Source organism: Streptomyces sp. CB02959, assembly GCF_002803155.1.
GTDB lineage: Bacteria > Actinomycetota > Actinomycetes > Streptomycetales > Streptomycetaceae > Streptomyces.
On sequence record NZ_NNBP01000001.1, the window covers coordinates 559,426 to 579,432 of the forward strand.

15 protein-coding genes and 1 riboswitch are annotated in these 20,007 nt (G+C 71.8%); of the genes, 6 read left to right on the plus strand and 9 right to left on the minus strand.

All coding sequences use genetic code 11. The features are described 5' to 3' along the window. Positions 1–212 precede the first annotated feature (212 nt). The 4 genes from CG747_RS02310 to CG747_RS02325 all read right to left on the minus strand — a co-directional run bounded on the left by CG747_RS02310 (position 213) and on the right by CG747_RS02325 (position 4,981). Positions 213–1,739, minus strand: coding sequence for a glycoside hydrolase family 3 protein (locus CG747_RS02310; RefSeq protein WP_100599861.1), 1,527 nt, complete (start codon positions 1,737–1,739; stop codon positions 213–215). 3 nt (positions 1,740–1,742) lie between these two features. Further along, on the minus strand, positions 1,743–2,573 hold the full coding sequence (locus tag CG747_RS02315; protein ID WP_100599862.1) for a carbohydrate ABC transporter permease: 831 nt from the start codon (positions 2,571–2,573) through the stop codon (positions 1,743–1,745). Further along, on the minus strand, positions 2,570–3,544 hold the full coding sequence (locus tag CG747_RS02320) for a carbohydrate ABC transporter permease (RefSeq protein ID WP_100599863.1): 975 nt from the start codon (positions 3,542–3,544) through the stop codon (positions 2,570–2,572). Before CG747_RS02320 ends, CG747_RS02315 begins: the two co-directional genes overlap by 4 nt. A gap of 168 nt (positions 3,545–3,712) precedes the next feature. Beyond that, the gene (locus CG747_RS02325; RefSeq protein WP_180985348.1) at positions 3,713–4,981 is read right to left on the minus strand and encodes an extracellular solute-binding protein; all 1,269 of its coding nucleotides are present in this window, start codon (positions 4,979–4,981) and stop codon (positions 3,713–3,715) included. A 242-nt stretch (positions 4,982–5,223) separates the two neighbouring features. Here CG747_RS02325 and CG747_RS02330 point away from each other — a divergent pair, with 242 nt between their 5' ends. From CG747_RS02330 to mctP, 3 genes are all read left to right on the plus strand, one after another. Next, the gene (locus CG747_RS02330; RefSeq protein WP_100599865.1) at positions 5,224–5,985 is read left to right on the plus strand and encodes a GntR family transcriptional regulator; all 762 of its coding nucleotides are present in this window, start codon (positions 5,224–5,226) and stop codon (positions 5,983–5,985) included. A 266-nt stretch (positions 5,986–6,251) separates the two neighbouring features. Further along, entirely contained in the window at positions 6,252–6,509 is a 258-nt protein-coding gene (locus CG747_RS02335; RefSeq protein WP_100599866.1) for a DUF3311 domain-containing protein, read from the plus strand. Then, positions 6,509–8,173, plus strand: a complete 1,665-nt coding sequence (gene mctP, locus CG747_RS02340) for a monocarboxylate uptake permease MctP (RefSeq protein WP_100599867.1) — start codon at positions 6,509–6,511, stop codon at positions 8,171–8,173. The genes CG747_RS02335 and mctP overlap by 1 nt, the downstream gene beginning before the upstream one ends. Positions 8,174–8,254: 81 nt before the next feature. On the opposite strand, the gene CG747_RS02345 is transcribed toward mctP, so the two are convergent. After that, entirely contained in the window at positions 8,255–8,842 is a 588-nt protein-coding gene (locus CG747_RS02345) for a Uma2 family endonuclease (protein ID WP_100599868.1), read from the minus strand. A gap of 383 nt (positions 8,843–9,225) precedes the next feature. Next, positions 9,226–9,333: riboswitch (cobalamin riboswitch) on the plus strand. 186 nt (positions 9,334–9,519) lie between these two features. On the opposite strand from CG747_RS02345, the gene CG747_RS02355 reads away from it, so the two are divergent. The 3 genes from CG747_RS02355 (at position 9,520) to CG747_RS02365 (ending at position 15,103) form a co-directional block, all read left to right on the plus strand. Then, positions 9,520–11,973 carry a ribonucleoside-diphosphate reductase subunit alpha gene (locus CG747_RS02355; RefSeq protein WP_180985349.1) on the plus strand — a complete coding sequence of 818 codons (2,454 nt, stop codon included), beginning with the start codon at positions 9,520–9,522 and terminating at the stop codon, positions 11,971–11,973. Further along, positions 11,973–13,022, plus strand: a complete 1,050-nt coding sequence (locus CG747_RS02360; RefSeq protein WP_100599869.1) for a ribonucleotide-diphosphate reductase subunit beta — start codon at positions 11,973–11,975, stop codon at positions 13,020–13,022. The genes CG747_RS02355 and CG747_RS02360 overlap by 1 nt, the downstream gene beginning before the upstream one ends. A gap of 125 nt (positions 13,023–13,147) precedes the next feature. Next, entirely contained in the window at positions 13,148–15,103 is a 1,956-nt protein-coding gene (locus CG747_RS02365) for a transglycosylase domain-containing protein (RefSeq protein ID WP_100599870.1), read from the plus strand. 36 nt (positions 15,104–15,139) lie between these two features. Here CG747_RS02365 and def read toward each other — a convergent pair whose 3' ends face one another. The 4 genes from def to CG747_RS02385 all read right to left on the minus strand — a co-directional run bounded on the left by def (position 15,140) and on the right by CG747_RS02385 (position 19,912). After that, a complete protein-coding gene (gene def, locus CG747_RS02370) occupies positions 15,140–15,769 on the minus strand; it encodes a peptide deformylase (protein ID WP_100599871.1) in 630 nt (209 codons plus the stop codon). A gap of 69 nt (positions 15,770–15,838) precedes the next feature. Beyond that, positions 15,839–16,837, minus strand: coding sequence for a hypothetical protein (locus CG747_RS02375; RefSeq protein WP_100599872.1), 999 nt, complete (start codon positions 16,835–16,837; stop codon positions 15,839–15,841). Between the two features lie 331 nt (positions 16,838–17,168). Beyond that, positions 17,169–18,524 (minus strand): HD-GYP domain-containing protein, encoded by a 1,356-nt coding sequence (locus CG747_RS02380; protein ID WP_257980174.1) that lies wholly within the window; start codon positions 18,522–18,524, stop codon positions 17,169–17,171. Continuing rightward, positions 18,521–19,912 carry an HD-GYP domain-containing protein gene (locus CG747_RS02385; protein WP_100599873.1) on the minus strand — a complete coding sequence of 464 codons (1,392 nt, stop codon included), beginning with the start codon at positions 19,910–19,912 and terminating at the stop codon, positions 18,521–18,523. Before CG747_RS02385 ends, CG747_RS02380 begins: the two co-directional genes overlap by 4 nt. Positions 19,913–20,007 lie beyond the last annotated feature (95 nt).

The following is a 20,007-nucleotide window of genomic DNA, read 5'->3' on the forward strand; positions in this document are numbered from 1 at the left end:
TCCGTGTGATGTGGGGCCGGACAACTCCCCGCGCGGGCGCGCCCGGACGGGAGGTACGTCCGCCTGGGTGTCTCCTCGTCGGGGCCTGCACCTCGTCGGGGCCAGCGCCCCGCCCGGGTGTCCGCTTGTCAGGGCTTGTACCCGTCAGGGCTTGTGGTTCATCAGGGCTCATATCCCGTCAGGGCCTGCGCCCCGTCAGGGCTTCCGCCCCCTCAGGGCTTCCGCCCCGTCAGGGCCTCCGCTGCTGCCTGGCTGCAGACGCGGGCGGCGCCGTGGGTGGCGAGGTGGGGGGCGCCCTGGGGCGGTGCCTGGGGGACGCCCATTTCGACGACGGCGGTGCGGGGGCGGGCGGTCAGCAGGGCGTGCAGGGCGTCGGCCATCCACGGGTGGCGGTGGAGGTCGCGGACGACGGCCACGACGGGGCGGTCGCCGGCGGCGGTGAGCAGGGTGTCGACGAGGGCGCGGGTCCCGGCGGCGGCGTCCTCGGCGGTGTAGGCGGCGGTCTCGGTGCCGGGGAGGAGCCCGGACAGTTCGGCGGCGACGCCCCAGGGGGTTTCGTCCCCGACGGCGATGTTGGCGAGGGGGGTGAAGGCGGCCACGTAGGCGGGGCCGGTCAGCGGCTCGTACGGGGTGGCGGAGGTCAGACGGAGGGCGCGGCGGGCGGCGGTCAGGCCGATCCCGGGGGCGGGCGCGGCCCCCTCCCCCGCGCCCGCGTCCCGGGTCCAGTGCGCCAGGGTGCGGACCCGTGCCGCGGCGTCGGCCAGCCGCTCCTCCGGCAGGTCGCCCTCGCGGACGGCGCGCACCAGGGCGTCGCGGAGCCTCAGCACGGTGTCCTCGTCGGCCAGTCCGCCGCCGACGCAGATCGCGTCGGCCCCGGCCGCGAGCGCCAGTACGCTGCCGCGTTCGATGCCGTAGGTGGCGGCGATGGCCCGCATCTCGATGCCGTCGGTGACGATCAGGCCGTCGAAGCCGAGGCCGCCCTCGGTGGCGGGGGCGCGCAGCAGGCCGTGCAGGGCGGCGGGGCTGAGTGTGGCGGGGCGCTCGGCGTCCAGGGCGGGCAGCAGGATGTGGGCGCTCATCACGGCGCGGGTGCCGGCGGCCACCGCGGCGCGGAACGGCACCAGTTCGCGTTCCTGAAGCGTCGTCAGGTCGGCGGTGATGCGGGGGAGGTCGTGGTGGGAGTCGGTGGCGGTGTCGCCGTGGCCGGGGAAGTGCTTGGTGCAGGCGGCGACGCCGGCGGACTGCAGTCCCTGGACGTAGGCGGCGGTGTGCCGGGCGACGAGCTCGGGGGTGGCGCCGAAGGAGCGGACCCCGATGACGGGGTTGGCGGGGTTGGAGTTGACGTCGGCGGAGGGGGCCCAGTTGAAGTTGATGCCGCAGTCGGCCAGTCGGCGGCCGAGTTCGCGGGCGACGGCGTGGGTCAGTTCGGGGTCGTCGACGGCGCCGAGCGCGAGGTTGCCGGGGAAGGAGGAGCCGCCGCGCACTTCGAGGCGGGTGACGTCGCCGCCCTCCTCGTCGATGGCGACCAGCAGGTCCTCGCGGATGCCGCGCAACCGGGCGGTGAGTGCGGCGAGTTGTTCGGGGCTGTGCACGTTGCGGCCGAAGAGGGCGACGGTCGCCAGGCCCTCGTCGAGGCGGTGCAGCAGCCAGTCGGGGGCGGTGGTGCCAGTGAAGCCGGGTTGGAGGACGGCGAGCGCGTCCCGGGTGAGGGTGTCGGCGGAGCGGATGACGGTGGCCATGGGCTATCCCTTCACTGCGCCGGAGGTGAGACCGCCGACCGCCTTGCGTTGCAGGAACAGGAAAAGGATCAGGATCGGGACGGCGAAGAGGGAGGCGGCGGCCATGGTGGCTCCCCAGTCGTCGCCGAACTGGGTCTGGAACTGCGAGAGCCACAGCGGCAGGGTGCCGGCGCCGGGCTCCTTGTTGAGCACCAGTACGAGCGGGAACTCGTTCCAGGCCGTGATGAAGCCGAAGAGGGAGGTGGCCATCAGGCCGGGGGCCAGCAGCGGCAGGACGACCTTGACGAACGCCTGGCGGCGCGAGCAGCCGTCGACCATCGCGGACTCCTCCAGCTCCTTGGGCACCGCGGCGACGTAGCCGCGCAGCGTCAGGAGGGTGAAGGGGAGCACCATCAGCATGTAGAAGAAGGTGAGCGGCAGCAGGCTGTTGAGCAGGTCGGCGTCCCGGACGATCATGTAGATCGAGATCACCATGACCTCCCAGGGCGCCATCTGGGCGACCATGAAGGTCAGCAGGATGCCCTTGCGGCCCTTGAACCGCATCCGGGCGATGGCGAACGAGCCGCACAGCCCGATCACCAGCGACAGTCCGACGGCGACCACGGTGACCAGGACGGAGTTGCCGGCCAGCCGCCAGAAGTTCGGGGCGTCCACGGCCGTCGCGAAGTGGGCGAAGGTGCCGTGGAGCGGGAACCACACCGGGTCCTCGCTGAGGATGTCCTGGGTCGGCTTGAAGGCCGTGGCGAACATCCAGTACACGGGGAAGACGAACAGCAGCGCGAGGACGGCGGCGGTCGCGTTGGGCCAGATCCGGCCGGCGAGTGAGCGCTTCACAGCGCGTCCTCCTCTTGCTTGAGCGTCAGGCGCAGGTAGTACGCGGTGAGGGCGAGCAGCACGACGATGGTCAGGACGGAGATCGCGGCGCCCATGCCGAAGTGGAGGTTGCCGACGCCCTCGGTGAAGGCGTAGATCGGCAGCGTCTCGGTGAGCCGGTCGGGGCCGCCCTGGTTGATCGCGAAGATCTGCGGGAACGCCTTGAAGACCCAGATGACTTCGAGGAACGTCGTGGCCATGAAGAAGGGGCGCAGGAAGGGGAAGGTGACGGAGGTGAAGATCTTCCAGGTGCCGGCGCCGTCCATCCGGGCCGCCTCGTAGAGCTCCTTGGGGATGGTCGTGGTGGCCGCGTAGAGGTTGAGGGCCACGAAGGGCAGCGACTGCCAGACGATCAGGAGGGTGATGACGAAGAAGGTGGAGAGCTGGGTGCCGACCCAGTCGTAGTGGGCCATGGCGTGCCAACCGAGGTGGTCCAGCAGCCAGTTGACGACACCGTAGCGGGAGTCGAAGAGCCACTGGAAGACGGTGGTGGCGGCGATCGACGGCATCGCCCAGGCCAGCACCAGCGCCATCGACAGCACCAGGCGCATCGTGGTGCCGAGCCGGGCCAGCAGCAGTCCGAGCAGGGTGCCCAGCACCATGATCAGGACGACGTTGGCGGCGGTGAAGGTGATGGTGCGGGCGGTGACCCGCCAGAACTGCTCGCTGCCCAGCACCTCCTGGTAGTTGCCCAGGCCCCGCCAGTCGGTGAGGTGCTGGATCAGCTCCTTCATGTTGAGGTTCTGGAAGGAGAGCACCAGGTTGCGGACGAGGGGCCAGCCCAGGAAGACCGCGGTGGCGAGCAGGGCCGGGAGCAGCAGGAGGTAGGGGGCGGCCCGCCGGCCGCCGGGGCCGCTCGGGGCGGGCGGTGCGCCGCCCTTGCCGGTCCGCGGCGCGGTCCTCTCCGCCGCTGCGTCGAGCTGCACTGCCATGAGCGTGTGGTCCCCTCGTTCCCGTGGATGCGCCGGGTGGTGCGGTGGAGGCGGCCGCCGGCCCCGCGGGGTGCCGGCCCGGCGCGGTGGCGGCGGCCGCGGTCACTGTCCCGGGCGTACGGGCGGGGCCCCGGAGGGCCGCCCGGGCCGTACGCGTCCGGTGGCCGGCTACTCCTTGGCGAGCCGGGCGTTGATCTCGGACTCGATGTCCTTGGCGGCGTCGGCCGGGGCCTTACCGTTCAGGACCGCGGTCATGTAGTTCTTGATCGGGTTCGGCACGTTCTCGACCGCGGCCCACTGGGGGATCAGCGGGGTGGTGCCGCCGGACTTCTCGGCGGCCGGGGCGGCGGCCGCGGCGGCCGGGTTGTCCTTGGCGGCGCCGGCCAGGGCCGGGGACTTGGGCGTCCAGCCGGATTCCCGGACCATCTGGGCGTCGTTGTCCTTGGAGAGCGCGACCTTCAGGAATTCCTTGGCGAGTTCCTGGTTCTTGCTCATTCCGGCGACCGCGAAGTTGGAGCCGCCGAGGAAGACGCCCTCGGGCTTGGCGGCGGTCTCCCCCGGAATGGTGAAGAATCCGATGTCGTCCTTGATCTTCGGATTGGCCTTGACGGCGGTGGCGGCTTCGTAGCCCATGGCGATGAGGGCACCGGTCTTCCCCTTGGCGAAGATTTCGGCCTGCTGCGGGGTGGCCTCGTCCTTGTTCTTGGGGGCGGTGCTGAACGCCATGTACTGCTGGTAGATGTCCATCGCCTTGCCGACCTTGGGGTCAGCGAAATTGGAGACCCATTTGCCGCCTTCCTTCTTCACCAGTTGGGCACCGGTGCCGATGGTCAGGCCGTCGAGGAAGTACCAGTTCTGGCCGGGCAGGTAGAGCGGCTCGGCGTCGGTCTTCCGCTTGATGGTGTCGAAGTCGTGGAACAGCTCGGCGCGCGTGGTGGGGGTCTTGGCGATCCCGGCCTGGGCCCAGATCTTCTTGTTGTACATCACCACGCGGTTGCCGGCGAACCACGGCAGGGCGTACTGCTTCCCGTCCGCCATCGCGGCCTTGTTGAAGGCGTCGTTCCAGTCGGCGCCGATCTCCTTCTTCAGGTCGCCGAGGTCGACCAGGGCACCGGCCTTGGCGTAGGCGGCGGTCTGGGTGTTGCCGATCTCGACGACGTCCGGCGGAGTGTCCTCCGAAAGGGCGGTGCTCAGCTTCTGCTGAATGCCGTTCCACTGCTGGACCTTGAATTCGACCGTGGCGCCGGTCTTCTTCTTGAATTGATCGGAGACCTGCTTGGTCCATTGTTCCGGATTGGAACCGGACATCACCCATACGGTCAGCTTCTGGCCCTTGAAGCCGTCGGCGCCCGCATTGCTTTTGCCGCTCGACCCACAGGCAGCGACACTCACCAGCATTCCCGCGACCGCGGTCGCCGCTATGAGCCCACGCTTCATCGCGCTCTCCCCACTCAAGGACGGGTGTGGCTTTAATGGTTTAGACCAGTTCCCGCAGCTTGGCCTAGACCTTTAGGGGTGTCAAGGGTGTATAAGAGTCGCTGTCAGGTCCGTTACCGGACCGACATCTGGCGGGCCAGGACCCGCGTGGGCGCATGGGCACCCCGTCCGTGCCACGATGTGAGCCGCTACGTACGGAGGAGCCGGTGACGGCAGCACGACAGGCATCGGAGAGGCGGGTCATGGACACCGAGGCGGGCAGCGCCGAGAGCGGCGGCAGCGCCACACGCACCGCCCGGGTCCCCAAGTACTACCGGCTCAAGCGGCATTTGCTGGAGATCACCGAGACCCTGCCGCCGGGCACCCCGGTGCCGCCCGAGCGCACCCTCGCCGCCGAGTTCGACACCTCCCGCACCACGGTCCGCCAGGCCCTCCAGGAACTGGTCGTCGAGGGCCGCCTGGAGCGCATCCAGGGCAAGGGCACCTTCGTCGCCAAGCCCAAGGTCTCCCAGGCACTGCAACTGACCTCCTACACGGAGGACATGCGGGCCCAGGGCCTGGAACCGACCTCCCAGCTGCTGGACATCGGCTACGTCACCGCCGACGACCGGCTGGCCGGGCTGCTGGACATCACCCCCGGCGGCCGGGTGCTGCGCATCGAACGGCTGCGGCTGGCCAGCGGGGAGCCGATGGCCATCGAGACCACCCACCTTTCGGCCAAGCGGTTCCCGGCGCTCCGCCGCAACCTCGTCAAGTACACCTCCCTGTACACCGCGCTGGCCGAGGTCTACGACGTCCGGCTGGCGGAGGCCGAGGAGACCATCGAGACCTCGCTGGCCACCCCGCGCGAGGCCGGTCTGCTGGGCACCGACGTCGGCCTGCCGATGCTGATGCTCTCCCGGCACTCGCTGGACGCCCAGGGGCAGCCGGTGGAGTGGGTCCGCTCGGTCTACCGCGGCGACCGCTACAAGTTCGTCGCCCGCCTCCAGCGCCCGACGGACTGAACACCACTCCCGACGGACCGGACGCCACGCCCGGCGGACCGAGGTCCGCATCCGACGGACCGGGCCCGCCCGGCCGTACGGATTCCGGGCGGCCCGCCGCCCGGCCACCGCACCGTCCCGCGAGCCCCGGCGCGGCCCGCCTTCGGTCAACTCCCCCTCGGTAACTGCCTCGTACCGATATGCGGACAGCTAGTGACGCGTGCCGCGACCCTGGCTTAGATTTCCAGCCGGTTACAAAGGAGTTCACCAGGACGGGAGCCACGGTCATGGCAGAGAAAGCCGCACCACCGGAACGCAGACCGGTCGTCACACCCACCCGGGTGGTGGCCGGATTCTGTCTGGTCGCCCCGTTCATCGCGATGCTGTGGGTGAGTTCGTACGCCAGGATCGAGCCGACGCTGATCGGGATCCCGTTCTTCTACTGGTACCAGATGGCGTGGGTGCTGATCTCGACGGCACTGACGATGGTGGCCTACAAGCTGGTCCAGCGTGAGCAGCGCGCCCGCAAGGGCGGTGCGGCCTGATGACGACCCCGGTCACGACACTCGCCGCCGCCTCCCAGGGCGTCAACGGCGTGGCGCTCGCCGTCTTCATCTTCTTCTTCCTCGCCGTCACGGTCATGGGCTTCCTGGCCGCGCGCTGGCGCAAGGCCGAGCAGTCCGCCAACCTCGACGAATGGGGCCTGGGCGGGCGCAGCTTCGGCACCTGGGTGACATGGTTCCTGCTCGGCGGCGACCTCTACACCGCGTACACGTTCGTGGCCGTCCCGGCGGCGATCTACACGGCGGGCGCGTCCGGCTTCTTCGCCGTCCCGTACACCATCCTGGTCTACCCGCTGATCTTCACCTTCCTGCCCCGGCTGTGGTCGGTCTCGCACCGGCACGGCTACGTCACCACCTCCGACTTCGTCCGCGGCCGCTTCGGCTCCAAGGGCCTGTCGCTCGCGGTGGCGCTCACCGGCCTGCTCGCCACGATGCCGTACATCGCGCTCCAACTGGTGGGCATCCAGGCCGTCCTGGACGTGCTGGGCGTCGGCGGCGGCGAGCACGCCAACTGGTTCGTCAAGGACCTGCCGCTGCTGATCGCGTTCGCCGTGCTGGCCGCGTACACCTACTCCTCGGGCCTGCGCGCGCCCGCGCTGATCGCGTTCGTCAAGGACGGACTGATCTACCTCGTCATCGTGGTGGCGATCATCTACATCCCGATCAAGCTGGGCGGCTTCGGCGAGATCTTCCACTCGGCCAAGGACGCGCTCGCCGTGCACGGGCCGACCGGCAAACCGCGCGGTGAACTGGCCAGCGGCCCCAACGCGCAGTGGGCGTACGCCACGCTCGCGCTCGGCTCGGCGCTGGCGCTGTTCATGTACCCGCACTCGATCACCGCGACGCTCTCCTCGCGCAGCCGCAACGTCATCCGCCGCAACACCACGATCCTGCCGCTCTACTCCCTGATGCTGGGCCTCCTCGCGCTGCTCGGCTTCATGGCGATCAAGGCCGGTACGGACACCCACGGCAATGCGCAGCTGGCGATCCCGCAGCTCTTCGAGGACATGTTCCCCAGTTGGTTCGCGGGGGTGGCGTTCGCCGCGATCGGCATCGGCGCGCTGGTGCCCGCGGCGATCATGTCGATCGCCGCCGCCAACCTCTTCACCCGGAACGTCTACAAGGACTTCCTGAAGCCCCACGCCACGCCCGAGCAGGAGCACAAGGTCGCCAAGCTGGTCTCCCTCCTGGTCAAGGTCGGCGCACTGGCCTTCGTCCTCACCATGGACAAGACCGTCGCCATCAACTTCCAGCTGCTGGGCGGCATCTGGATCCTGCAGACCATGCCGGCGCTGGTCGGCGGCCTCTTCACCCGCTGGTTCCACCGCTGGGCACTGCTGGCCGGCTGGGCGATCGGCATGGTCTACGGCACCCTCGCCGCGTACGGGGTGGCCAGCCCGACCCAGAAGCACTTCGGCGGCTCCAGCGCGGAGATCCCCGGCATCGGCCAGATCGGCTACATCGGTCTCACCGCCTTCGTCCTCAACGTCGTGGTGACGGTCGTCCTGACGTTCGTCCTCAAGGCCCTCAAGGCCCCCGAGGGCACCGACGAGACCGCCCCCGCCGACTACACCGCCGACGTCGGCGACGAAGGCGTCACCGCCGACCTGCCGCCGGCCACGGCGGGCTCCCCGGCCGGGCACTGAGGGGCGTCGACTACGGCGCAGGGCCGTCGCGTTCACTTGGAACGCGACGGCCCTCCGCATGCAGCGCGGCATCAGCGCCGGTCAGTGGACCCAATCCTTGAGCGGCGTGGTGTCGAGCGTGATGCCCACCGGGTCCGGAAGGTGAAGGGACCTGCCGAACGGCACGGTGTGCACGTTCTCGTAGCACTCACCGGCAGGCTCGCTGTACAACGACACCTGGCAGGACTTCCGGTCGATCATCAGGTAGAGCGGAATGCCCGTTTCGGCGTAGGCCCTGGGCTTCTCCACCCTGTCGCGTTGCTCGGTGTCGGAGTCGTACGAGGTCACCTCGACGGCCATCAGCACGGAGGCGGGGTCGGCCCATTCACCCTGGCCGACGAAGGCGTCCATGGGAGCGAGCGTGCCGTCCGGCCGGGCGCGGCCGCTACGGTACGACTGCACCTTGATGCCCTGCGCAGGGTCGAGCCAGAGCTCGGGGCGGTACTGCATGCAGATACGCGTGAGCCACTGGATGATCCGCCCGTGATCGCCGTCCGGCGTCGGCTTGCTCTTGACCTTCCCATCGATGAGTTCCAACCGCGCACCCTCTTCCAGGCGGGCGAGTATCCGGGCGGCCTCTTCAAAGTGCTCGGGAGTCATGATGTGCGGCGGGTCGGCGAGCGCGGTCATGGCGCCTTCTCCTTGCTGTCGGACCAAGCAGGGAACTGAGACCGACGATAGTCGCCCCCCCCGACAGTCACACGATGGCGACCATTCGTCATCTCGGCCCTGCCGGCGGGCGGTCGTCGGTGGACGGGGCGGTGCCGGGGCGCACGGGCGGCGGAGCGGGACTGGGATCCGGTGCCCGGCATCACCCTGTGGGCGTTCGCCCGCGAGCTGGCCTGAGCCGCCTTCGGGACGCTCCCCGAAGGCTTTTCCGAGGCGTTCCGAAGGGGGCCGGGCGACCCGGCCCTTCGCACGCCCGGGGGAATGGTATGCGGCGGCGACACAAGATGTGGGGGTGCGTGCGGGGAGCGACACAAGATGTATGCTCTTCCTCGCTGTCGCCGCAGGGGAATCCGGTGTGAGTCCGGAACTGTCCCGCAACGGTATGAGAGCGCAGCCCACGAGCCGTTTCCCATGGATGCGGGCCCGGCGGCGCGCTCCCGAGTCCGAAGACCTGTCGACGGTACGTCCGCGCCGCCATCGGCGCGGCGTCGATACGTCCGGGCCCCGAGGGATGGGCCGATGGACGCCGCGCGGCCGACCCGCGCACCCCCGGTTCGCCGCGGGGTGCCGCGCTGCCCGCACGGCTCCCGTCGCACCGCCGCCCCTCCCGGCCCCCGCCGAGTGAGGGAGAGCATCAGGTGACCATCGCGCCAACGGAGCCCGCGTCAGACGCCGAGGTCGTGCAGCCCGTGGTGGCCGCGCCTCCCGTGCATGAGGACGGGCCGGGCGTCGCCCTGCTGCGGACGCTGACCGAGCTGACCGCGGACCTGCCCGCGACCGACCCCGGCAAGGTGGCCGCCGCCGCGCTGCGCGGCCGGCACCCCGGCTCCGACGCGGCGGAACTGCGCTCGCTGGCGACCGAGGCCGCGGCCGGACTGATCGGCGACGAACCGCAGTACTCCAAGCTCGCCGCGCGCCTGCTGACCCTCGCCATCGCCGAGGAGGCCGCCGGCCAGGGCGCCACCTCCTTCTCCGCCTCGATCGCGGTCGGCCACCAGGCGGGGCTGATCGCGGACGTCACCGCGGAGTTCGTCGGCAGCCACGCGGAGCGGCTGGACGCGCTGGTCCGCGAGGCGCAATCGGAGGGGCGTGAAGCGCCTTCCACCGAGGGTGGTGGCGGGCGACGGGTGGGCGGCGCCGACGACCGGTTCGGGTACTTCGGGCTGCGCACCCTCCAGTCGCGCTACCTGCTGCGGCACCCCACCACCCGCCGGGTGATCGAGACGCCCCAGCACTTCCTGCTGCGGGTGGCCTGCGGCCTCGCCGAGGACGACTCCGCGCGGGCGCTCGCGGACGTCGCCGAGCTGTACCGGCTGACCAGCACGCTCTCCTACCTGCCGTCCTCCCCCACGCTCTTCAACTCCGGCACCCGCCACCCGCAGATGTCCTCCTGCTACCTGTTGGACTCCCCGCTGGACGAGCTGGACTCGATCTACGACCGCTACCACCAGGTGGCCCGGCTCTCCAAGCACGCCGGCGGGATCGGCCTGTCGTACTCCCGGATCCGCGCCCGCGGTTCGCTGATCCGCGGCACCAACGGGCACTCCAACGGCATCGTGCCGTTCCTGCGCACGCTGGACGCGTCGGTGGCGGCGGTCAACCAGGGCGGCCGCCGCAAGGGCGCGGCCTGCGTCTACCTGGAGACCTGGCACGCCGACATCGAGGAATTCCTGGAGCTGCGGGACAACACCGGCGAGGAGGCCCGCCGGACCCACAACCTCAACATCGCGCACTGGATCCCGGACGAGTTCATGCGCCGGGTGGAGGCGGACGCGGACTGGTCGCTGTTCTCCCCCTCCGACGTGCCCGAGCTGGTCGACCTGTGGGGCGCGGAGTTCGACGCCGCCTATCGGGCGGCGGAGGCCGCGGGCAAGGCCCGCAAGCAGGTCCCGGCCCGGGTGCTGTACTCCCGGATGATGCGCACCCTGGCGCAGACCGGCAACGGCTGGATGACGTTCAAGGACGCCGCCAACCGCACCGCCAACCAGACCGCCGAGCCCGGCCGGGTCGTGCACTCCTCCAACCTGTGCACGGAGATCCTGGAGGTCACCGACGACGGGGAGACCGCCGTCTGCAACCTGGGGTCGGTCAACCTCGCCGCGCATCTGGGCGAGGACGGCGAACTGGACTGGGAGCGGCTGGACGCCACCGTCCGCACCGCCGTGGCCTTCCTCGACCGGGTCGTGGACATCAACTTCTACCCGACCGAGCAGGCCGGCGCCTCCAACTCCCGCTGGCGGCCGGTCGGTCTGGGCCTGATGGGCCTCCAGGACGTCTTCTTCCGGCTGCGGCTGCCGTTCGACTCGGCCGAGGCGCGGGAGCTCTCCACCCGTATTTCCGAGCGGATCATGCTGGCCGCCTACGAGGCGTCCGCCGACCTCGCCGAACGGCACGGCCCGCACCCGGCCTGGTCCGCGACCCGTACGGCCCGCGGTGTGCTGCACCCGGACCACTACCCGAACGCCGAGCCCCGCTGGGCGGACCGCTGGGCGGCGCTGCGCACCCGGATCGCCGCGACCGGGATGCGCAACTCGCTGCTGCTGGCCATCGCGCCGACCGCCACCATCGCCTCCATCGCCGGCGTCTACGAGTGCATCGAGCCGCAGGTCTCCAACCTCTTCAAGCGCGAGACGCTGTCCGGCGAGTTCCTCCAGGTCAACACGTATCTGATCGAGGAGCTCAAGGAGTTGGGCCTGTGGGACGCGCGGACCCGGGACGCGCTCCGGGAGGCCAACGGCTCCGTCGCGGAGCTGGAATGGATCCCCGCGGACGTCCGGCACCGCTACCGCACCGCCTGGGAGATCCCCCAGCGGGCCCTGATCGACATGGCCGCGGACCGCACGCCGTTCCTGGACCAGAGCCAGTCGCTCAACCTCTTCATGGCGTCGCCGACCATCGGCAAGCTCAGCTCGATGTACGCGTACGCCTGGAAGCGCGGCATCAAGACCACGTACTACCTGCGCTCCCGCCCGGCGACCCGGATCGCCCAGTCGGCCCGCGCCGCATCCGTCCCCGCCCAGCTGCCGGTGGCCGACCCCGACGCGGTCGCCTGCTCCCTGGAGAACCCCGAGTCCTGCGAGGCCTGCCAGTAATGACCACCGCGCCCGAGAACACCGCCGCCGGCGACCGCCCCAGCCGTGCCAAGAACCTCCTCGACCCCGGCTTCGAGCTGACCCTGCGCCCCATGCGCTACCCGGACTTCTACGACCGGTACCGGGACGCGATCAAGAACACCTGGACGGTGGAGGAGGTCGACCTGCACTCCGACGTCGCCGACCTCGCCAAGCTCTCCCCCGGTGAGCAGCACATGATCGGCCGGCTGGTCGCGTTCTTCGCGACCGGTGACTCGATCGTCGCGAACAACCTCGTCCTCACCCTCTACAAGCACATCAACTCCCCCGAGGCGCGGCTGTACTTGAGCCGTCAGCTCTTCGAGGAGGCGGTGCACGTCCAGTTCTACCTGACGCTGCTGGACACCTACCTCCCCGACCCGGACGACCGCGCCGCCGCCTTCGCGGCCGTGGAGAACATCCCGTCCATCCGGGAGAAGGCGCAGTTCTGCTTCAAATGGATGGACCACGTCGAGCAGATGGAGCGGCTGGAGACCAAGGCCGACCGCCGCCGCTTCCTGCTCAACCTCATCTGCTTCGCGGCCTGCATCGAGGGCCTGTTCTTCTACGGCGCGTTCGCGTACGTCTACTGGTTCCGGTCGCGTGGCCTGCTGCACGGTCTGGCCACCGGCACCAACTGGGTCTTCCGGGACGAGTCGATGCACATGGAGTTCGCCTTCTCCGTGGTGGACACCGTCCGCCAGGAGGAGCCCGAGCTCTTCGACGACGCGCTCCAGCAGCAGGTCACCGACATGCTCAAGGAGGCCGTCGAGGCCGAGCTGCAGTTCGCCCACGACCTGTGCGGCGACGGCCTGCCCGGGATGAACACCGCGTCGATGCGCGAGTACCTCCAGTGCGTCGCCGACCAGCGGCTGCGCCGGCTGGGCTTCCCGGCCGTCTTCGGTTCGGAGAACCCGTTCTCCTTCATGGAGTTGCAGAACGTCCAGGAGCTGACCAACTTCTTCGAGCGGCGCGCCTCGGCCTACCAGGTCGCCGTCGAGGGCTCGGTCTCCTTCGACGACGACTTCTGATCCCGGTCGTCCGACCCGCCGACCCGCCGCCCCACCGGCCGTCCGGCCGCCCGCCGAATGTGAGCGTTCGATTAGCGGGCGGCCGGAGCGGCAACCGGAGCCCCTGCCGCCGCATCTACGGAGTCATGGAGGGCAGGAAGAAAAGTCGCCGGTACATCGACTACCCCCGCCTGGGCCGGAAGGGGGTGCGTCGTTGGCTGCCGTCATGGCGCCTGTGGCTGGGTACGTTCACGTTCGTCCTGGCTTGTCTGGCCGGGCTGTTCGCGTTCGTCTACGCGAAGATCGACATCCCCAACGAGAACGCGCTCGCCGCCCGGGAAGCCACCGTCTACTACTGGGCGGACGGCAGCCAGATGGTCAGCGTCGGCGCCGTCAACCGCCAGAACGTCACCCTCGACAAGGTGCCCAAACACGTCCAGAACGCGGTGATAGCGGCGGAGAACGCCACCTTCTACGAGGACCACGGCGTCTCGCTCACGGGCATCGGCCGGGCCGTGCTGAACATGGTCTCCGGCGGGGACACCCAGGGCGGTTCGACCATCACCCAGCAGTACGTGAAGAACACCTATCTCTCACCGGACCAGACCGCGACCCGCAAGGTGAAGGAATTCATCATCTCGCTGAAGGTCAACAACCGTAAATCCAAGCCGGACATTCTGCGCGGCTATCTCAACACCAGCTGGTTCGGCCGCGGTTCGAACGGCATCCAGGCGGCTGCGCACGCCTACTACGGCATCGACGCCAAGGACCTCGACCCCAGCCAGGGCGCGCTGCTGGCCGCCCTGCTGAAGGGCTCCGAGCAGTACGACCCGGGGCTGAGCAAGGCCAACCACGCCCGCGCGGTGGACCGTTGGAAGTGGATACTCGACCGGCTGGTCGCCACCGGCGCGATGAGCAAGGAGGAGCGGGCGCAGTACCGTGAGTTCCCCGAGCCGCGCCCGGTGGCCAAGCCCACCAGCCAGGCCGGCCAGATCGGCTATCTCGTCGACATCGCCAACAAGTTCGTGAAGGCCGCAACCGGCCTGACCGACAAGGACCTGGCCCGCGGCGGCTACCGCATTCACACCACGTTCGACAAACAGCGCACCCGCCGACTGGAAAAGGCCGTCGGCGACGTCCGCAAGAAGAGGCTCGACCCGAAGAAGCGCGCCGAGGACACCTTCGTGGAATTCGGTGCCGCCTCGGTGCGCCCCGGAGACGGCGCCATCGTCGCGCTCTACGGCGGCGCGGACGCCACCCGGCACTTCAGCAACAACGCCGACACCACGGCGGTCCCGGCCGGCTCCGCCTTCAAGCCGTTCGTCCTGGCCACCGCCCTCCAGCAGGAGGCCGAGCAGTACGGCGACCAGCCGCGCCCGGTGAACAGCACCAGCCGGTCCGACGCGCTGCTCGGCGCCCTGATGCAGGGCTCGAACGTCCCGTTCGTCCAGGCCGGGAAGGAGCTCGGACTGGAGCAGATCCGGGACCTGACGCTCGGCCTGGGGCTGCGCAAGGAGAGCCTGGCCCAGCTGGAGCAGACCTTCCCACTGGGCACCTCGGCACCCAGCGCCGTCCGGCTGGCCAGCGCGTACACCACTTTCGCCAACGGCGGGCGGCACGCCGAACCGTACGCCGTCACGAAGATGACCTACCAGGGCAAGGCGATGACCGGCTTCGAGCGCGCCGAACCCCAGCAGGTGGTCACCCCGGAGGTCGCGCAGACCATGACCAACATGCTGTCGGGGCTGGGCTGGCGCGTCCTGTCGCCGGGCGACAGGACGGTGAAGCAGCCGCCCGCGGCCGCGGCCACCGAGCCGGGGGACCGGATGAAGTCGGCGTGGTTCGTCGGCACCCCGCCGCCGGCCGGCGCCACCGTCTGGGGCGCGGGGCTGCGCCCCGGGGCGGCCGCCGGTTCCGGTGTCCGCGCCGACCGGGCTCCCGGTGGCGGGGACGGCGCCGAGCCCACCACCGCGATCACGCTCTTCCGGAACAAGCCGGGCGCGCCTCAGCTGCTGCCCCTGAACGGCGTCGGTGGCCCCGACACCGGGCTGGGAACCTCGCTCCCGCCCCAGGTCTGGGCCACCTTCCAGAACGCCGCGTAGGGCCGTACAGGGCCGGAGCCCCGCTCGACCGCCGCCTCAGTCGTTGGGGACGACGGGGTAGCGGGGCTCCCGCTCGGCCATCTGCTTCAGCGCGTCCTTGCGGTCGCGCTTGGAGAGCCGGTCGATGTAGAGGTAGCCGTAGAGGTGGTCGGTCTCGTGCTGGAGGCAGCGCGCGAAGTAGCCGGTGCCCTGCACCACGATCGGCTCGCCCTGGGCGTTCCGGCCGCGGACCACCGCGTAGTCGGGACGGGCCAGCTCGGCGTACGCGCCGGGCACGGACAGGCAGCCCTCGTTGGAGTCGTCCAGCACCCGGCGCCCGGCGGGCAGCTCGTCCAGGACGGGGTTGCAGACCGCGCCGACGTGCCGGACGCCCTCGTCGTCCAGGCAGTCGTAGACGAAGACCTTGAGGTCCACGCCGATCTGGTTGGCGGCCAGGCCGACGCCCTCGGCGGTGCGCTGGCTGGCGAACATGTCGTCGATCAGCTGCGCCAGCTCGGCGTCGAACGCGGTGACGTCCTTGCACTCCTTGTGGAGGACCGGGTTGCCGACCACGGTGATCGGGCGGGAGGTGCCGCGCTCCCGGTGGGCCTCCTCGCGCTCCTTGGCGTCCGTGACGTCGTCGACGAACTCGACGCTCTCCTGCTGATCACTGTCCTGCTGGGCCATCTCCGCCGTACGCCTTCCTGCAAAACCCTCGGGGAACGCCCTACAGCCTACGGGGACGCGGTCTCCCGCTCAGCAGACCTCTTCAAGATCGCGCCATTCCCGGGTGTCCGGGCTGTCCGCGACCCAGCCGTCCAGCAGGCCCCGCACCAGGGCCGCGGGCGCCGCGATGCCGCACTCGCGCTCCGGGGCCCAGAGCGAGCCGGAGCCGGCGGTGCGGTGGCCCAGCGGCCCGGGATGGCCCGGTTCGCTGTGGTCGTGCGGGTCCAGGTGCTCGCCGTCGCCCTCGTCGCTGGGCATCCGGCTCTCGGAGCAGGTGCGGCACAGCAGCCGCACGGACGACGACCAGTCCTCGGCGGCGAAGCCGGCGTCGGCCGCCAGCTGCTCCAGCGCGTCCCGGTCGGCCTCGGTGGCGGCCTCCAGGAGCACCACCCAGGTGGGCACCGGCGAGGGCGCCCACAGCTCGATCTCGTCGAAGACCGGGAACGTGCGGGTCTCGCCGGCGGCCCCGGTGGTGGTCCGCTCGCCGTGCGGGACGCCGTCGTGCAGCACCACCTCGCCCCAGCGCCGCCCGGAGGACGGCAGCGGGATGGAGAGCACCTCGATCCGGGCCGGGTCCAGCCGGCGGCCCCAGACCACCTCGGCCTCGCCCTCGGGCGAGAGCCGGACCGCGGCGCTGCCCAGCGCCATCCCCAGCGGCTCGCCGGTCGGCGACCCCTCGCCGGGGACCTTCAGGCCGTACGCCTGCCAGGCGCGGCGGGCCAGCGGCCAGTCCTGGAGGGCGGTGGCGGCGATGCCGACGTTCCACCAGTCGGGCGCCCCGGTCTCGCGGTCCAGCAGCGCCACCGCGCGCAGCCCGGCGGCCCGGGCCTGCTCCCAGTCGTGCCGGAACTTGTGCAGCAGCGCGAGGTTGAACCAGGACTCCGACAGCCACGGCTCCATGTCCGCCGCGCGGGTCAGCAGCGCCCCCGCGTCCTCGTAACGGCCGTCGCCGATCAGCGTGAAAGCGCGGTCGGTCGCCTGCCGCCATGAGGCGGAGGGCCGGTGCCGTACCTTGCCGAAGATCCTCACGATTCCCGCCTGCTGGTTGCTCTTGTGCCGCTCCGGAGGAGTCCCGGGCGGTTACCCGGGGCCTTCTGGGGGCCCACTCGACAACCTGCCACAGATTGCCGTCGGGTTCAGCCCGGTGTGCTGCGCCCCCGTGCGGCTCATGCCCTGCGCCGACCCCCTGAACCCCCCTTCAGGGGGCTCCCTTCGCATCCAACCATGCCCATCTCGCGGGGCGCTCATTACCCATGGGTTCCCCGGCGGTGGACGGGCCGGGAACACTGCGCGACGGGGGTGCGCGGGGCCCTCGCCGGGGGCGTGCGAACGGGCTGAGCGCCCCGGCGCACCAGGGCGCTCAGCCCGCCCGGCCCCCGCGCGCCAGGACCCGGGCCAGCGCCTCGACCACTCGCGGCTCGTGGTCCCGGGCGGTGGCCAGCCGCAGCCGTTCCAGGGCGCGCAGCCGCCCCGCGGGTCCGGCGGCGCCCGCCACGAGGTCGTCGTAGGCGTTGACGGTGCGGACGATACGGGCCGTGACCGGCTGCTCCCGGTACGGATCGGCCTGCCGCTCGACGATCACCGCGACCTCCGGCGGGGCTCCGGTCTGCCGGGCCACGGCGCCGCCCAGCAGGGCGATCCGGCGCTGCTCGGCGGGCGGCAGCGGGGCGGTGGCACCGTCCGGCACCGGGTCGACCAGCGACAGCTGGCCGATGTCGTGCATCAGGGCGGCGTGTTCGAGGACGTCCAAGTCCGGCCCGCCGAGGCCGAGTTCCCGCCCCACCGCGCGGCTGAGTCCGGCCACCCGGCGGGCGTGGCCGGGCGGGGTGCAGCCGGCGATCTCGGTGGCGCGGGCCAGCGAGGCGATGGTCTGGCGGTAGGTGGCGCGGACCGCCGCGTACCGGCGGAGGGCGATCTGGGTCAGCAGCAGCGGCAGGCAGAACACCGGCAGCGCCCACAGCCCGGCGACCGCCACGCCCAGCGCGATGACCACGCCGGTGGCGCAGATGGCGGTGCCGATGCCGGGCAGCGCCCGCAACTCGTCGCGCAGCAGCGGCCCGTACGGCCAGCCGGTGCGGGCCCGGGCCAGTGCGGCCGCCAGCACCGCGTCGCAGAGCGCGGTCAGCGCCAGCAGCACGGCCAGGAAGAGCGGGCCGACCGGGCCGGCCGCGGCCCAGGCGGGCAACGCCCCGGCGCCGTACAGGGGTTGGCAGCAGATGGCGGCGAACCCGACGGTCAGCACCCGGCGGGCGAACGGGTCCAGCACCGGCCCGCCGCCGCGCGCCAGGTAGGGGACGAGCCCCACCAGCCCGGCCGCCACCACCACCGCCACGGTCTGCGGCACCCCGTGCGCGGCCGGCCGCCCGCCCGCCTCGCCGAGCAGCGCGTAGCCGAGCGCCCCGGCCGCCCCGAGCGGGGCCCCCTCCCGCAGGCCCGGCAACGCCGACGCCGCCCGCGGGGACCCGCCGGGCCGCGCCGGGGCCCGGCGCATCGACGGGACGGCGGCCGCCCCGGGGTGGCGCCCGTGGGGCGGGGCGGACCCGGGGCCGACCGGGTGGACCGGGACCCGGCGCACCGCCTCGCCCACCGCGATCAGCGCCCCGAAGGCCAGCGCGGTGCGCGGCGCGGTGATGCCGTGCCACAGGGTGTGGCCCAGGCCCCAGCAGGCCAGCGCGGCGGCCGGCCCGTGCACCCAGACGGCCGTGCGGCGGCTCATCGGGCGCCGCCCGGCCGGTGGGCCCCGACCGGAGGGACCGCGCCGCGCCCCACCGGGGCCGGGTCGGGCTCCCGCTCCTCCCCCGCGGTGACCTGCTCCGGCCGCCAGCCGTGCTTGTCGAGGGCGGCGGCCAGCGCCCGGACCATCCGCGGGTCGAACTGCGTTCCGGCGCACCGGCGGAGTTCGGCGACCGCGGCGGGGACCGGGCGGGCCCGGCGGTAGGAACGGGTGGAGGTCATCGCGTCGAAGGCGTCGGCGACCGCCACCACCCGCGCACACTCGGGAATCTGATGTTCCGTCAGTCCGTAGGGGTAGCCGCTGCCGTCCACCCGCTCGTGGTGGTGCAGGATCGCCGCCCGCGCCTCGCCCAGGAAGCCGATGCCGCGGACGATCTCGTGCCCGTACTCGGGGTGCAGCTCGATGACCCGCCGCTCCTCCGGGGTCAGCGGCCCGTCCTTGCGCAACAGCCGGGTGGGGACGCCGAGTTTGCCGACGTCGTGCAGGATCCCGGCGAACCGCAGCACCTCCAGCCGGTCCCCGGCCATGCCCAGCTCCCGGGCGATCAGCACCGAGGCCCGCCCGACCCGCTCGCTGTGCCCGCGGGTGTAGCGGTCCTTGATGTCGACGGCCTGGACCAGGGCCCGGACGGTGGCCTGGTGGGCGGCGCGCTCCCGCTGGTACTGCGCGAACGCCCAGCAGGACAGGTGCACCGGGAGCAGCACCAGCAGCGCCGCGGGCGGCCCGTAGGCGCTGTGCCAGAGGACCGCCATCATCAGCCCGGTCAGCCCGTGGACGAGGTGCGGGACCGGCAGTCGGGCCGCCGGGCCGCGCCAGGCGGTGCGCGGCGGATGCCGTTCGGCGAGGACCAGCACCCCGCCGCCGAGCCCGGTGAGCACGGCGCAGAAGGCACCGGCGGCGGCCAGGGCGGGCGGCAGCAGCTCGGGGAGCGGGGCCGTGGCCGCGGCGACGGGGGCGGCGGCCCGGAAGACGAGGGCGGCCGCCCAGGCGGCAAGGGCGAGTTCGGCGGTGTGCCAGAGGCGGCGGGCGGCCGGCCAGGGGTGGGCGGCCGGGGCGAGCAGGGCACCGGGGACGGCGACCAGGACGGCCAGCGGCGGCGGCAGCAGGAAGGATCCGGCAAGGACGACGGGGGTGGCCCAGCCCGGAGGAAACGTTCCGGGCGAGGCGTCGGAGCCGGTGGCGCGCCCCGCCGGGCCGTCGGTCAGCGGGCAGCGGCGGATCCGTTCGCACAGGCCGTGGAGGGCGCCGAGGGCCAGCACGCCGGTCCAGGGGGCGGCGGCGCCGAGCCGTACCGCGGGGGCCGCGCAGAGCGCCGCGGCCAGGGCGGCGCAGCCGATGTACACCCGCGCGGCCGTCGGAAGTTCCCGCATCGCGCCCTCCTCACCGTGCCCGACGCACTCCCCGTCACGGCGGATGGCCGTGCACCGCGGGGGTCCGGCGAGAATAGAGGGGCCGCGGCGCCCGA